The 14,040-nt window shown below is 68.7% G+C and carries 11 protein-coding genes; 1 reads left to right on the forward strand and 10 read right to left on the reverse strand.

Annotated features, from left to right (window positions below):
• Nucleotides 1–54 precede the first annotated feature (54 nt).
• Nucleotides 55–1,611 carry an HD domain-containing phosphohydrolase gene (locus A5678_RS17655; RefSeq protein WP_068044653.1) on the reverse strand — a complete coding sequence of 519 codons (1,557 nt, stop codon included), beginning with the start codon at nucleotides 1,609–1,611 and terminating at the stop codon, nucleotides 55–57.
• 107 nt (nucleotides 1,612–1,718) lie between these two features.
• Here A5678_RS17655 and A5678_RS17660 point away from each other — a divergent pair, with 107 nt between their 5' ends.
• On the forward strand, nucleotides 1,719–2,231 hold the full coding sequence (locus tag A5678_RS17660) for a cupin domain-containing protein (protein ID WP_068044593.1): 513 nt from the start codon (nucleotides 1,719–1,721) through the stop codon (nucleotides 2,229–2,231).
• A 4-nt stretch (nucleotides 2,232–2,235) separates the two neighbouring features.
• Here the strand turns inward: A5678_RS17660 and secA are convergent, their stop codons facing one another.
• From secA to A5678_RS17705, 9 genes are all read right to left on the reverse strand, one after another.
• Complete coding sequence (gene secA, locus A5678_RS17665) at nucleotides 2,236–5,070, reverse strand: preprotein translocase subunit SecA (RefSeq protein ID WP_068044596.1); 2,835 nt, start codon at nucleotides 5,068–5,070, stop codon at nucleotides 2,236–2,238.
• A 96-nt stretch (nucleotides 5,071–5,166) separates the two neighbouring features.
• Nucleotides 5,167–5,832: a ribosome-associated translation inhibitor RaiA gene (gene raiA / locus A5678_RS17670; protein WP_068044598.1), complete on the reverse strand. Its 666-nt coding sequence runs from the start codon at nucleotides 5,830–5,832 to the stop codon at nucleotides 5,167–5,169.
• Nucleotides 5,833–6,155: 323 nt separating this feature from the next.
• Entirely contained in the window at nucleotides 6,156–6,788 is a 633-nt protein-coding gene (locus tag A5678_RS17675) for a ComF family protein (RefSeq protein WP_068044599.1), read from the reverse strand.
• A 150-nt stretch (nucleotides 6,789–6,938) separates the two neighbouring features.
• Complete coding sequence (lpqB, locus tag A5678_RS17680) at nucleotides 6,939–8,696, reverse strand: MtrAB system accessory lipoprotein LpqB (RefSeq protein WP_197502177.1); 1,758 nt, start codon at nucleotides 8,694–8,696, stop codon at nucleotides 6,939–6,941.
• The gene (gene mtrB / locus A5678_RS17685; protein ID WP_082945600.1) at nucleotides 8,696–10,381 is read right to left on the reverse strand and encodes an MtrAB system histidine kinase MtrB; all 1,686 of its coding nucleotides are present in this window, start codon (nucleotides 10,379–10,381) and stop codon (nucleotides 8,696–8,698) included. Before mtrB ends, lpqB begins: the two co-directional genes overlap by 1 nt.
• A gap of 43 nt (nucleotides 10,382–10,424) precedes the next feature.
• Entirely contained in the window at nucleotides 10,425–11,111 is a 687-nt protein-coding gene (gene mtrA, locus A5678_RS17690; RefSeq protein ID WP_068044606.1) for a two-component system response regulator MtrA, read from the reverse strand.
• An 80-nt stretch (nucleotides 11,112–11,191) separates the two neighbouring features.
• Nucleotides 11,192–11,881: a dTMP kinase gene (locus tag A5678_RS17695; RefSeq protein ID WP_068044608.1), complete on the reverse strand. Its 690-nt coding sequence runs from the start codon at nucleotides 11,879–11,881 to the stop codon at nucleotides 11,192–11,194.
• A 92-nt stretch (nucleotides 11,882–11,973) separates the two neighbouring features.
• Nucleotides 11,974–13,446: an adenosylhomocysteinase gene (gene ahcY, locus A5678_RS17700; RefSeq protein ID WP_068044610.1), complete on the reverse strand. Its 1,473-nt coding sequence runs from the start codon at nucleotides 13,444–13,446 to the stop codon at nucleotides 11,974–11,976.
• Between the two features lie 99 nt (nucleotides 13,447–13,545).
• A partial coding sequence (locus tag A5678_RS17705; protein ID WP_068044655.1) for a TetR family transcriptional regulator occupies nucleotides 13,546–14,040 on the reverse strand: 495 nt, incomplete at its 5' end.

Below are 14,040 nucleotides of genomic sequence, written 5' to 3' on the forward strand. Positions count from 1 at the left end.
GAGAAAATGGTCGCCTCGATTTTTAGCGCGCACATGGGGCATCCGCCCCAAAGATCAGGGCCCGGTCGGGGCGCTGCCGGTCAGCCCGTGCCGTGTCGCATACAAGCTCGCCCCGATCCGGTTCGAGACACCGATCTTGGCGTAGATGTGCTCGACATGATTGCGCACCGTCTTCTCGGAAATCCAGAGCGCCGAGGCGATCTCGCGGTTGGAGCGCCCCTGCGCGACGTGCAGCAGCACCTCCGCCTCGCGCCGGGTCAATCCCGCCGGCCGGGCCGTCCTGCGCGACCGCCGGTGCCCCGCGGCTTCCAGCACCGCTTCGACCGCGTCGCCGTCGAGGCGGCCGTGCGCCGCTTCACCGCGAAGTCGCCCGGCCGCGGCGGCCTCGTGCGTTGCGTCGCGATACGGCCGAGGTTCCATTGCGGAGCAATAGGTTTCGGCGGCGGCCAGCACCCGGTCGCGAAAAGACAGGTCCTCACCCCGCACGCCGCTCGGATACCCCGACCCGTCGAGGCGTTCGTGATGGTTCACCGCGACCTCCCGGACGGCCTTCAGCCCACCGACGCGGGCCAGGATCCTGCCGGTCAGATATGGATGCAGGTGCACCCGCTCGCGTTCGGCGTGGGTCAGCTCACCGGGCTTTTCCCACACGCGGTTGGACACGCCGATCCGGCCGAGATCGTGAACGTAGCCGGCGCGGCGCAGGATGTCGATCTCGTCCTGCGGCAAGCCGGCGCATTTGCCGGCGTTCTCCGCCAGCTCGGCAACGGCACGGGAATGGCCAAGCGTGAACGGGCATTTCAGGTCGACGAAGTCACCCATCGCGCGCAGTAGCCGGTCCAGCACGGTGCCGCTGAGCGCTTCGCCCGGGTCCGGCGCCAAGCCGGCGGCGGTCGACCACACGTCTTCGTCGTCCTGGAGTAAATCGTCCGCAGCCGCGGTGAAGGCCGCGACGATCTCCGGGTCGAACTGCTTGCCGCCGCGGCGGCGAACTTCGGCGACTGCGGCCTCCGCGCCGTAGGCGCGATGGTGCACTTCGGCGATGTCGGCGACCTGCGCCACCCGCATCGCCACGGGTATCTGGTCTCCGGCGGCCCCGGCGGGCATCCCGCTGCCGTCCCATCGCTCGTAGGCGAACGGCAGGGCTTCGCACACCGGGGCGCCCAGCCCGATCTCCTCGGCGAGCAATGCGGCCGACAGGCAATGCGACCGCACCAACGCGCCGAGATTCCCGCGCGCGTCCACGAACAGTTTGGCCGCCAACTGGGCCCGTTTGGGCAGCGTCGACCCACGGCCGAGATTGCTCATCAGAAACCGCCGGTAGGTGGGGCCGGACCAATCGATGAAGTGGCTGTCGTGCCGCATCGCGATGTCGTCGCCGAACCACCGCGCGTATTCGTGCGAGTCGGCGTGACACCCGATCCACATGACCAGGCCTGTGTAGAACACGGTTGCGCGCTCTCGCTCGGTCAACCCGAGCCGCTCGCCCAGCCTGGTCCCCATCGCCGCCGACCGCAGCATGTGGTCCATCGGTTGCCCGAGCCCGAGGTCGATCGCCAACGACAGCGCCGCCAGCACCTCGGTCCGCGACACCGCTCCGTCGAAGGGCATGAAACTCGCCCCTTTCTCGACCCTGACGGCCGCGGCGTCAGTGTAGTCACCCGCGGTTCCGCTCCGGGTGCTTTCTCGAGCCGGGCCCACGGGTGTCTGATGGGGAGATGACATTCGCGAACGAAGCCGACGCACCGCGCGGCCCGGCGATCCTCGCGCCGGAGGTGCAACAGGCAGTGTGGTTCCTCGGAGGGCTCGTGTGGGTCCGCGCCGGTGGCAATGCCACGGCGGGGAAGCTGGCGGTCCTCGAACATCAGGCTGAGAGGGGCTACAGCAGTCCGGTGCATCGGCATCTGGTAGACGACGAGACGCTCTTTGTGCTCGACGGCGAGGTCCGCGTCGAGGTGGACGGCGAAGCGCACCCGGCGGGGGCGGGTGCGGTCGCGTTTCTGCCCCGGCAGCTGCCGCACGCCTTCCTGGTGACCAGCCCGCAGGCCCGATTCCTCACCCTGCATACGCCGGCCGGCTTCGACGGGTTTGCCGTCGCCGCCGGTACGCCCGTCACCGATACCGCGATGATCCCGCCCGGCGAGTTACCGCCCGACCCGGCCGCCCTCGCGGCAATGGCGAGTTCGTACGGCATCGAGATCGTCGGGCCGCCGCCGACGCTGCACGATTGAGCGGCTAGCGCCGCTTCACCGATTTGGGCGGCTTGGCGCCGCGGCCCTGCCGGCGTGCCGCTTCCCGCCGCTCGCGCCGGCTGGCCCCGCCGGGAACCCCGGCCGGGGCCTTCCCGTCTCCGCCGTTGCGCTGCACCTGCGCCGAGCCGTCCTCCGACGGACCGGAGTAGGTCATGGCCGGCGCCTCGTTGTCGATTCCCTTGGCGCGCAACTGGGTTGGGGCCTCTTCCCGCACGGCTGTCGACGTGCCGCCCTGCTGCTCGCCCCCCGCGGCGGCGGTCGCGAACTCCGACAGGCCCTCCGGCGTCTCCACCGGCGCGACCTGCGGGGCCGGCACCGCCTCGACGGTGACGTTGAACAGGAACCCGACCGACTCCTCTTTCATGCCGTCGAGCATGGCCATGAACATGTCGTAGCCCTCGCGCTGGTACTCCACCAGCGGATCGCGCTGCGCCATCGCACGCAGCCCGATGCCCTCCTTGAGGTAGTCCATCTCGTAGAGGTGTTCGCGCCACTTGCGGTCGATGACGTTGAGCAGCACGTTGCGTTCCAGCTGCCGCATCGCGCCCTCGCCCGCGAGCTCCTCGAGCTCGGCTTCCCTTGCGGCATAAGCGCGTTCGGCATCCTTGAGCAGCTCGTCGAGCAACTCCTCGCGGGTGAGGTCGTCGCGCTCGGAGTCACCGTCCAGCCGCGTCAACGTCTCGTGGTCGATCCCGACCGGGTACAGCGTCTTGAGCGCCGTCCACAACGCCTCCAGGTCCCAATCCTCGGCGTAGCCGTCGGCAGTCGCACCGTTGACGTACGCGGTGACCACGTCGCGGACCATGCTCAGCGCCTGATCCTTGACGTTCTCGCCTTCCAGGATGCGGCGACGCTCGGCGTAGATCACCTTGCGCTGCTGGTTCATCACCTCGTCGTACTTGAGGACGTTCTTTCTGACCTCGAAGTTCTGCTGCTCGACCTGGGTCTGCGCGCTCTTGATCGCCCGCGTGACCATCTTGGCTTCGATCGGCACGTCGTCGGGCAGGTTCAGCCGGTTCAGCATCGCCTCCAGCGCGGCGCCGTTGAACCGGCGCATGAGCTCGTCGCCCAGCGACAGGTAGAACCGCGACTCGCCCGGGTCGCCCTGCCGGCCGGAGCGGCCGCGCAGCTGGTTGTCGATGCGTCGCGACTCGTGGCGCTCGGTGCCCAGCACGTACAGGCCACCGGCCTCTACCACCTCGGCGGCCTCCTTGCCGGCCTCCTCCTTGACCAGGGGCAGCTCCTCGTGCCAGGCCGCCTCGTACTCCTCGGGCGTCTCCACCGGATCCAGGCCGCGCTCGCGCAGCCGCTGGTCGGTGAGGAAGTCGACGTTGCCGCCGAGCACGACGTCGGTACCGCGGCCGGCCATGTTGGTGGCCACCGTGACCCCGCCGCGGCGGCCCGCCACGGCGACGATGCCGGCCTCCTGCTCGTGGTATTTGGCGTTGAGCACGTTGTGCGGGACGCGTCGCTTCTGGAACTGCCGCGACAGGTATTCCGAACGCTCGACGCTGGTGGTACCGATCAGCACGGGCTGACCCTTTTCGTAACGCTCGACGACGTCGTCGACCACCGCGATGTACTTGGCTTCCTCGGTCTTGTAGATGAGGTCGGACTGATCGGTGCGGATCATCGGCTTGTTGGTCGGGATGGGCACCACGCCCAGCTTGTAGATCTCGTGCAGCTCGGCCGCCTCGGTCTGGGCGGTACCGGTCATGCCGGCGAGCTTGTCGTAGAGCCGGAAGTAGTTCTGCAGCGTGATGGTGGCCAGCGTCTGGTTCTCGGCCTTGATCTCGACGTGCTCCTTGGCCTCGATGGCCTGGTGCATGCCCTCGTTGTAACGGCGGCCGTAGAGCACGCGGCCGGTGAACTCGTCGACGATGAGGACCTCGCCGTCGCGGACGATGTAGTCCTTGTCGCGGTTGAACAGCTCCTTGGCCTTCAGCGCGTTGTTGAGGTAGCTGACCAGCGGCGAGTTGGCGGCCTCGTACAGGTTGTCGATGCCGAGCTGATCCTCGACGAACTCGACGCCCAGCTCGTGCACGCCGACGGTGCGCTTGCGCAGGTCCACCTCGTAGTGGACGTCCTTTTCCATCAGCGGCGCCAACCGGGCGAACTCGAGGTACCAGTTGGAGGCGCCGTCGGCGGGCCCGGAGATGATCAGCGGGGTGCGGGCCTCGTCGATCAGGATGGAGTCGACCTCGTCGACGATGGCGAAGTTGTGTCCGCGCTGCACCAGGTCGTCGAGCGAGTGCGCCATGTTGTCGCGCAGGTAGTCGAAGCCGAACTCGTTGTTGGTGCCGTAGGTGATGTCGGCGTTGTAGGCGACCCGGCGCTCGTCCGGCGTCATCTGGGCGAGGATCACGCCGACCTCCAGGCCGAGGAAGCGGTGCACGCGACCCATCCACTCGCTGTCGCGTTTGGCCAGGTAGTCGTTCACCGTGACGACGTGCACGCCCTTGCCGCCGATGCCGTTGAGGTAGGCCGGCAACACCGAGGTCAGGGTCTTGCCCTCACCGGTCTTCATCTCGGCGACGTTGCCGAAGTGCAGCGCCGCGGCGCCCATCACCTGCACGTCGAACGGGCGCTGGTCGAGCACCCGCCAGGCCGCCTCGCGGGCCACCGCGAACGCCTCGGGCAGCAGGTCGTCGAGGCTTTCACCGTCGGCGTGCCGCTTCTTGAACTCATCGGTCTTGGCCCGCAGCTCCGCATCGGTCAGCTTTTCGACCTCGTCGGACAAGGTGTTGACGTAGTCAGACACCCGCTTGAGACGCTTGAGCATGCGACCTTCGCCAAGGCGCAGCAACTTCGACAGCACAGTCTTGTCCCCTTTTGGGATGTGCCCCTGTTAGTAGGAGTCTCTTCTCTTAAGCGACTCCCATGGTAGGTGACGACCCCGCAAAGGCCGCCGTACCTAGGACAGCCTGATCAGCCCGTAGTCGTAGGCGTGCCGGCGGTAGACCACGCACGGCCGTTCGGTCTGCTTGTCGTGGAACAGGAAGAAATCGTGCCCGACGAGCTCCATCTCGTAGAGGGCGTCGTCGACCGTCATCGGCGTCGCCGGGTGCTCCTTGGTCCGCACGATCCGCCCGGGCTCGTGGCCGGCGCCGGCGCCGTCATGGTCGACGGGCGGCTCCGGCATGCGTTCCTGCCGCGGCGGCGGAACCGCGGTGGCGGCGGCCAGCGACACCGGCGTCTTGTCGCCGTAGTGGACCTTGCGGCGGTCCTTGACGCGGCGCAGCCGGTTCTCCAGCTTGTCGACCGCGGACTCGAACGCCGCGTAGAAGCTGTCGGCGCAGGCCTCCGCCCGGCTTACCGGCCCGCGGCCGCGAGCGGTGATCTCCACGCGTTGACACGATTTGCGCTGGCGCCGATTGGGCGCGTGTTTGAGCTCGACATCGAAGAGATAGATGGAGCGATCGAACCGCTCGAGGCGGGCAAGTTTTTGGGAGACGTACAGGCGGTAATGGTCGGGAATTTCTACGTTGCGGCCCTTGAAGACGACTTCGGCCGTGGTCGTCGGTTGAGGTTGGCCGTCGGTTTGCGTCGGGGGTTGGTCGAGAATCTGACCGGAATCCACGGATAGCCTTGACATACGTGACAACTCGTTTCTCTTTCACGTCGCACGCGCCCTGCGTGCCCGGCTTGCTGACGACGCGCCGACGAGGTGGGAGAGCGGTACTTAGAAGAAGTCACCGCCGCAGAGTGCTCGCCGATGCAAGGTGTCGAATACTCACCCCTTCCCGCGAGTGGGGTCTCAACTTTGGGAATGTCGCGACCAGTGAGGCAGACCAGTGAGTTGGTTAACGTTGTTCTCGACGTTAGCTCTTGTTCGCCTCGCCATGCCACTGATTTCGCGGAGCTGTTGCGAGTTCTTCACATACTCATGGCGACCGCACAGCGTCACGCGGCGGCGACCGCCAGCACCGCGCTCACCCGAACGCCGGCGGCCTCCAGTACCCGCACCGACTCGCGGGCCGTCGACCCGGTGGTGACGATGTCGTCGACCACCAAGACCTCGGTGCGCAGCCGCGTTCCGCGCAGCAGCACCCGGCCCGCGACGTTGCGCTCCCGGGCAGCCGTGCCCAGTCCGACGGAGTCACGGACCAGGCCCCGCATCCGCAGCGCCGGGGCGACGCTGATGGCCGGGTGCCCGGCCACCGCGGTGCGCGCCAGCCGGGTGACCGGGTCGCCGCCGCGCCGGCGCGCCGCCCAACGACGCGTCGGCGCCGGCACGACGGTCAGCGGGGTCTCGACGATTCCCCACGACAGCAGCCGGTGCACGCCGGTGGCCAGGGCAACCGCCAACGGCCCGACGAGGTCGGCGCGGCCCTGCTCCTTGAGCGCCAGGATCGCCTGCCGGCGCGCGCCGGCGTAGCGGCCGAGCGCGAACACCGGCACCCGCGGGTCGATGCGCGGGTTCACCACGTGCGGTTGGTCGGGGGCCACCGACAGCTCCCGGGCGCAGGCGTCACACCAGCGGGTCGACGGCGCCCCGCAGCCGCCGCACTGGAGCGGCAGGACGAGGTCGAGCATGCCGCCAGTGTCGCGGCCGGGACCGACAAGGCCGGGGGTGCTAACCCCATGGTGGCGACCCGCCGCGCCCGGCTCCGCCGCGCTTGCGATCGCCACTAACCCCATGGTGGCGACCCGCCGCGCCCGGCTCCGCCGCGCTTGCGATCGCCACTAACCGGGCAGCACCGGCGCCGCGCCGAACACCGTCAACCCGGGCACCTCCGACCAGCCCTGCTGGCTTTCGGCCGCCGACGCCGAATACTGCAGCACCCCTTGGGGAGCCCCGACGTAGACCGTGGACGGATTGGCCGCGACCGTGATCACCGGCATCTGCAGGCCCCGGGCCGGCGCGTCGGAGTTCACGCCGTCGAGGTTGACGTAGGACACCGGATGGCTGGCGTCGGTGCGGGTCACCACGATGTCGTCGCCGGTCCGCCAGGACAGCGACACCACCGAGTTGCCCAGCCCGAAGCCGAGCCGGCGTGGATAGGTCAGCGCGTACTGGCCGGCCTGGGTCTGCTCGACGCTGGCCAGGATCACCTGACCGCCGATCACCATCGCGGCGCGCGTGCTGTCGCGGGACAGCTGCAGGTCGGTGATCGGCCCCGGAAACCGGGTGGACACGGCAACGGAATCGACCGGGATGCGGGCGGGTTGGCCCGACGCCGGCTCCTGGATCGCGCGCAGCACGTTGTTGCCGTCCACTACCACCCAGACCGCGTCGTCCAGTGACCAACTCGGCCGCGACAGGCTGTGCCCGTCGGCGGACTGGACCGCTTCGCCGCCGAGGTCACCGATCCACAGCGACGCCGCCTCGTCCGGCGCGCCGCGGTGCAGCGTGACGACGGACGCCACCTGCCGCCCGCTGCGCGACAGCGCGGCACCCGTCTGATCGCCCATCCGACCGAAAGCCCCCGGCACGTTGTTGATGCGCTGTCCGTCCAGGCCGACCAGCGAGCCGTTCACCAGGGCGTGCAGCCCGGCGCCCGCGCCGTCGGCCACGCCCGGGTCGGTGGCGGCGACATCGGAGGTCGTCCACCCCTCGGCGAACCGGTCGTCCAGCGGCGCGCCGTCGGCGTTGATGACGTAGGGCCCCCGGATATCGGCCCTGGCCAGGGTCCAAATGATCTGTGCGGCAAGCAATTGCCGGCTGTGCGGATCGGTGGTGGACAGCTTCTCCAGGTCGATCCGCGCGCCGCCGTAGCCCAGCCCGATCCCGTTCTTGCCGCCGTCTGCCCGGGTCACCGGTCCGCGCAGCCGCAGCGGCGGGGCGAGCAGGTTGCGGACCGTGTGGGCCATCTCCGGCCGCGGCCCGGCGATCATCTTGGAGACCAACTCGGTGGCCAACTGGTCGTGATCGGCGACCGCGACGTAGCGCGGATCGGGCACCACGGTCTTGCCGGTCGGGTCGGCGAAGTACAGGGTGTTGCGCTTGTAGGTGGATTGAAACTGCTGCCAGTCCAGGAAGACTCCGTTGGGCAGGCGGTCGATCCGCCACCCGCCCGAGGTCTTGACCAGCTCGATCGGGCCCGGATCGGGCAGCACCCCCTCGGCGGTTTCGAACACCCCCATGTCCGACAGCGATCCCAGGATGTCCGCCCGCATGGTCGCCGAAACCCGTTCGGCGGCACGGGTTTCGACGAACACCACGTGGTCGATCAGCAGCGCGCTGCCGGCGTCGTCCCACGCGTTGGATGCCGACTGGGTGAGGAACTGCCGGGCCGCCAGATGCCGGTTCGCGGGATCGGCTGTGGCCTTGAGGAATTCGCGCAGCAACACGTCGGGGTCCATGCCCGGCGTCGGCTTGGGCAGATTGGACGGGGCGGGCCGTTCGACGGTGCCGATGGCTTGGGGCGCCGACGAGCTGGGCACGCCCGCGCAGCCGCCCAACAGCACCGCGAGCAACAACAACCCGAGCAGGCGGCGCATCACCCGCTCCTCTCGGCGTGTTCACGTTGGCGCGAACGGTCTTTCGCGGTTTGCGGGCCCGGCGGATTCGTGGTCACGGTGGGCGGAATGGGCTTCATGGGCAGCGGGCTGGTGGTGACCTTGTGGCCGCGAACCAGCGGAAGCGTCAGCCGGAAGCACGAGCCCTCGCCGGGCTCGCCCCACGCCTCCAGCCGGCCCTGGTGCAGGCGCGCGTCTTCCACGCTGATTGCCAGGCCGAGCCCGGTGCCGCCGGACCGGCGCACGCGCGACGGGTCGGCCCGCCAGAACCGGCTGAACACCAGCTTCTCCTCGCCGGGCCGCAGCCCCACCCCGTAGTCGCGGACGGTGACGGCGACGGTGTCCTCGTCGGCGCCCATCCGGATCTGCACGGGCTTGTGTTCGGCGTGGTCGATGGCGTTGGCGATCAGGTTGCGCAGGATCCGCTCCACCCGACGGGTATCGACCTCGGCGATCACCTCCTGCTCGGGCAGGTCGACGAGCAGCTCGATGCCGGCCTCTTCGGCCAGGTGGCCCACGTTGCTGAGCGCGCTCTGCACGGTGGTGCGCAGATCCACCGCCTCGACGGACAACTCGGCCACCCCGGCGTCGTGCCGGGAGATTTCCAGCAGGTCGTTGAGCAACGACTCGAACCGGTCCAGCTCGTTGACCATCAGCTCGGTCGACCGCGCCAGCGTGGGGTCGAGGTCGGCGCTGTGGTCATAGATGAGGTCGGCGGCCATCCGCACGGTGGTCAGCGGGGTGCGCAGTTCGTGGCTGACGTCGGAGGTGAACCGGCGCTGCAGGTTGCCGAACTCCTCGAGCTGGGTGATCTGGCGGGACAGGCTCTCGGCCATGTCGTTGAACGACACCGCCAACCGGGCCATGTCGTCCTCGCCGCGCACCGGCATGCGTTCGGACAGGTGTCCCTCGGCGAAGCGTTCGGCGATGCGCGACGCCGAGCGCACCGGCACCACCACCTGGCGCGAGACCAGCAGCGCGATCCCGGCGAGCAGCACCAGCAGGACGGCGCCGCCGGTGATCATGGTGCCGCGCACCAGCGTGATAGTGGCCTGCTCGTTCTTCAACGGGAAGATCAGGTACAGCTCCAGGTTGGCCACCTGCGACGACGCCGGCGTGCCCATGATCAGCGCCGGACCGGAGAAGCCGTCGGTGTGCACGGTGGCGTACTGGTACGACGCCTGCCCGGCCTTGACGAAGCCGCGCAGGGAATTGGGCACCTGGTCGACGGGCCCGGCCGTGGTCGCCGCGCGCGGCCCGTCGCCCGGCACGATCAGCACCGCGTCGAACGCGCCGGCCAGCCCGGCGCCCGACGCGGGATCGGTCTTGGACGTCAACGTGTTGCGGGCCAGCTGCAGGCTGCTGTCCAGCGAGCGCGTCTCCTCGCCGCTAACGATCCCGCCGACGGTCGTGCGGGCGCGCTCGATCTGTTCGATGCCGGCCTTGACCTTGACGTCGAGCACCCGGTTGGTGACCTGAGAAGTCAACACGAAGCCGAGCGCCAGGATGACCGCCAGGGACAGCCCGAGGGTCAGCGCCACGACGCGCAGCTGCAAAGACCGGCGCCAAGCAACGGCAACGGCTCGACTCACCGCACCCATGCCGCGAGTCATGGGGCCGGAGCGCCCCCAGCGGCTCCGAGTGCGTCGCCGGGAGCCCCAAGTCACCGCCGGCGCCCTCCCCCACGACGCTCTTCATCGAAGCTGGGGATCACGGAGGTCCGGCCTTGTAACCCACTCCTCGAACGGTCAACACCACGGTCGGGTTCTCAGGGTCTTTCTCAACCTTGGCCCGGAGACGCTGGACGTGCACGTTCACCAAGCGGGTGTCCGCTGGGTGACGGTAGCCCCACACCTGTTCGAGCAGCACATCACGAGTAAACACCTGCCGGGGTTTACGCGCCAATGCGACCAGCAGGTCGAATTCCAGCGGCGTCAGGGAGATCTGCTCGCCGTTGCGGGTCACCTTGTGCGCCGGCACGTCGATCTCGACGTCGGCGATGGAGAGCATCTCGGCCGGCTCGTCGTCATTGCGCCGCAGCCGCGCCCGTACCCGGGCCACCAGCTCCTTGGGCTTGAACGGCTTCATGATGTAGTCGTCGGCGCCCGACTCGAGGCCGAGGACCACGTCCACGGTGTCGGTCTTGGCCGTCAGCATCACGATCGGCACGCCCGAATCGGAGCGCAGCACGCGACAGACGTCGATGCCGTTCATGCCCGGCAGCATCAGGTCCAACAACACCAGATCGGGGCGCAGTTCGCGCACCGCAGTCAGGGCCTGGGTGCCGTCACCGATGACCGCGGTGTCGAAACCCTCCCCACGCAACACGATGGTGAGCATCTCGGCCAGCGAAGCGTCGTCATCGACGACCAAAATCCTTTGCCTCATGCAGTCCATGGTGTCACCAGATCGGGACAAACCCGGCGCGCCACACGGGCGTTTCTTGCGCCGAGCCGCAAATATGGATGCAAATCCGGTCAAAATCGCGTGCTCGGCGCCCCCGGCGTGCCCTCCCGGGCGGTTGCGGGGACCTCCTTGGCGCCGATGAGGGTGGCGGCCAGCCGACCCGGATCGACGTCCGCGTCGGCGACCAGCCAGGGTCCGCCCCAGCCCGCGGCGGCCAGCTCGGCGTAGACCGCGCCCGTCCGCAGCTGCAGTTCATGGTCGCGTTCGTAGCTGTCGCGCGCCCGGCCCGGGTCGGACTGCGCCCGGCTGCGGGCGCGCTGCCCGGCCAGCTCCGCCGGCACCGCGAGCAGCACCTGCCAGTCGGGGGCGGGCAGCCCCAGCCGCCGGTACTCCAGCTCGAGCACCCAGGCGGCCGCCGCCCCGCCCGCGTCCTCGTGCAGGCGCGCGGCGCTGTAGGCCGCGTTGGATGCGACATACCGATCCAGGATCACCACGTCGTGGTCGCGGCGCAGCGCCTCGATGTCCGCGACGGCGCCCGCCCGGTCGAGCGCGAACAGCATCGCCATCGCGTACACCGATGACGCAAGATCGCCGTGCTCGCCGTGCAGGGCCTCGGCCGCGACGTCGGCGGTCACCGACTTCCCGTAGCGCGGGAACGCCACGATCGCCACCGACCTCCCGGCCGCCTCGAAGGCCCTGCGCAGCCCGTCGGACAGCGTCCGCTTGCCCGCGCCGTCAACCCCTTCGATCGCGATCAGCACGCCGCCGAGCCTATCGGCCCGCCGGGCGTGAAGTTACTTTCACACTCGGTGCCGAACGTGAAACTAATTTCACGTTCGGAGAGCGACCTGACTCAGTAGCGGTAGTGGTCGGCCTTGTAGGGACCGTCGACGTCGACGCCGATGTACTCGGCCTGCTCCTTGGTGAGCTTGGTCAGCTTGCCGCCGAGCGCCTCGACGTGGATGCGGGCCACCTTCTCGTCGAGGTGCTTGGGCAGCCGGTAGACCTCGTTGTCGTACTCGTCGTTCTTGGTCCACAGCTCGATCTGGGCGATCACCTGGTTGGAGAAGCTGTTGCTCATCACGAATGACGGGTGGCCGGTGGCGTTGCCGAGGTTCAGCAGCCGGCCCTCGGAGAGCAGGATGATCGACTTGCCGCTGTCGCCGAACGTCCAGACGTCAACCTGCGGCCGGATGTTCGTCTTGGTCGCCCCGGAGCGCTCCAGTTGCGCGACCTGGATCTCGTTGTCGAAGTGCCCGATGTTGCCCAGGACCGCATAGTCCTTCATCGCCTTCATGTGCTCGAGGGTGATGATGTCCTTGTTACCGGTGGCGGTGATGACGATGTCCGCATCGCCGATCGCGTCCTCGACCGTCGCCACGTCGTAGCCCTCCATCAGGGCCTGCAGGGCGTTGATCGGGTCGATCTCGGTGACGACGACGCGCGCCCCCTGGCCCTTGACCGACTCGGCGCAGCCCTTGCCGACGTCGCCGTAGCCGCAGACCAGCACCTTCTTGCCGCCGATCAGCACGTCGGTGCCGCGGTTGATACCGTCGATCAGCGAGTGGCGGCAGCCGTACTTGTTGTCGAACTTGGACTTGGTCACCGAGTCGTTGACGTTGATCGCCGGGAAGGCCAGGTCGCCGGCCGCGGCGAACTGGTAGAGCCGCAGCACGCCGGTGGTGGTCTCCTCGGTGACGCCCTTGACCGACTCGGAGATCTTGGTCCACTTGTCCTTGTCGGTCTCGAACCGGTTGCGCAGCAGCTCCAGGAACACCTTCCACTCGGTCGGGTCATCCTCTTCCGCCGGAGGCACCACGCCGGCCTTCTCGTACTGCGCGCCGCGCAAAACCAGCATGGTCGCGTCGCCGCCGTCGTCGAGGATCATGTTCGCCGGCTCGTCGGGCCACGTCAGCATCTGCTCGGCGGCCCACCAATACTCCTCCAAAGTCTCGCCCTTCCAGGCGAACACCGGGACGCCCTTCGGCTCCTCGGGGGTGCCGTGCGGGCCGACGACCACCGCCGCGGCGGCGTGGTCCTGGGTGGAGAAGATGTTGCACGACGCCCACCGCACCTGCGCGCCCAGCGAGACCAGGGTCTCGATGAGGACCGCGGTTTGCACCGTCATGTGCAGCGAGCCCGAGATGCGCGCCCCCTTGAGCGGTTGCACCTCGGCGTACTCGCGGCGCAGCGACATCAGACCCGGCATCTCCTGCTCGGAGAGCTCGATGTCCCGGCGACCGTATTCCGCCAACGACAGGTCGGCGACCTTGAAATCGATGCCGTTGCGAACGTCGGCGGTCAGCGAACTTTCGGTCGTCGTCATAAATCTCATTCCTTCTGCGGCTCAGGGTCCAAGAGGATTACTTAGCTTAGGTATGCGCTCTTGCGCCACTGTAGTCGGCGACGCCGAGAGCAGCAGGCGTCAGGGCACGTTGACGACGCCGTGACGCTCCGCGAACGGCGTCATGAGCCGCGCCAGGTCCGCCGCGACGTCGTGGTCGGCCTCGGGCGGCATCGACACGTAGCTCATCGCCAGTCGCACGATGGCCCGCGCCAGCACGCCGGCGTCCTCGTCGCTGGTGGCCACCCAGCTGTGGGTGAATGCCGCACTCAGCCGTTCCGACGCCCGGGTGATGATGGGCCCGCTGTCGGTGGTGATGATCTGCAGCAGGTCCGGCTTGGCGACACCGGTCAGCAGCGAGATCACCAGCGGGTCGGCCGCCGACTCCGCGAAGAAGGCGCGAAAGCCCTGCAGAAATGCTTGGTAGATATTGCCAACGTTAGCGTCGATCGCGCCTCCGACCGCGTCGACCAGGCGATCGGCCAGGCGCAGGGCGTAACCCTGCGCCAGGCCCTGCCGCGAACCGAACTCGTTGTAGATGGTCTGCCGGCTGATGCCCGCCGCGCGGGCCACGTC

This window comes from Mycobacterium sp. E2733, from assembly GCF_001667585.1.
Lineage (GTDB): Bacteria > Actinomycetota > Actinomycetes > Mycobacteriales > Mycobacteriaceae > Mycobacterium.

What these genes read in the sequence shown, in the direction of transcription:
- A5678_RS17675 (WP_068044599.1), bottom strand. Translation starts at nt 6,788, where the DNA reads ATGCTCGACCTCGTCCTGCCGCTCCAGTGCGGCGGCTGCGGGGCGCCG.
- lpqB (WP_197502177.1), bottom strand. Translation starts at nt 8,696, where the DNA reads ATGCGCCGCCTGCTCGGGTTGTTGTTGCTCGCGGTGCTGTTGGGCGGC.
- ahcY (WP_068044610.1), bottom strand. Translation starts at nt 13,446, where the DNA reads ATGACGACGACCGAAAGTTCGCTGACCGCCGACGTTCGCAACGGCATC.
- A5678_RS17655 (WP_068044653.1), bottom strand. Translation starts at nt 1,611, where the DNA reads ATGCCCTTCGACGGAGCGGTGTCGCGGACCGAGGTGCTGGCGGCGCTG.
- mtrA (WP_068044606.1), bottom strand. Translation starts at nt 11,111, where the DNA reads ATGGACTGCATGAGGCAAAGGATTTTGGTCGTCGATGACGACGCTTCG.
- A5678_RS17660 (WP_068044593.1), top strand. Translation starts at nt 1,719, where the DNA reads ATGACATTCGCGAACGAAGCCGACGCACCGCGCGGCCCGGCGATCCTC.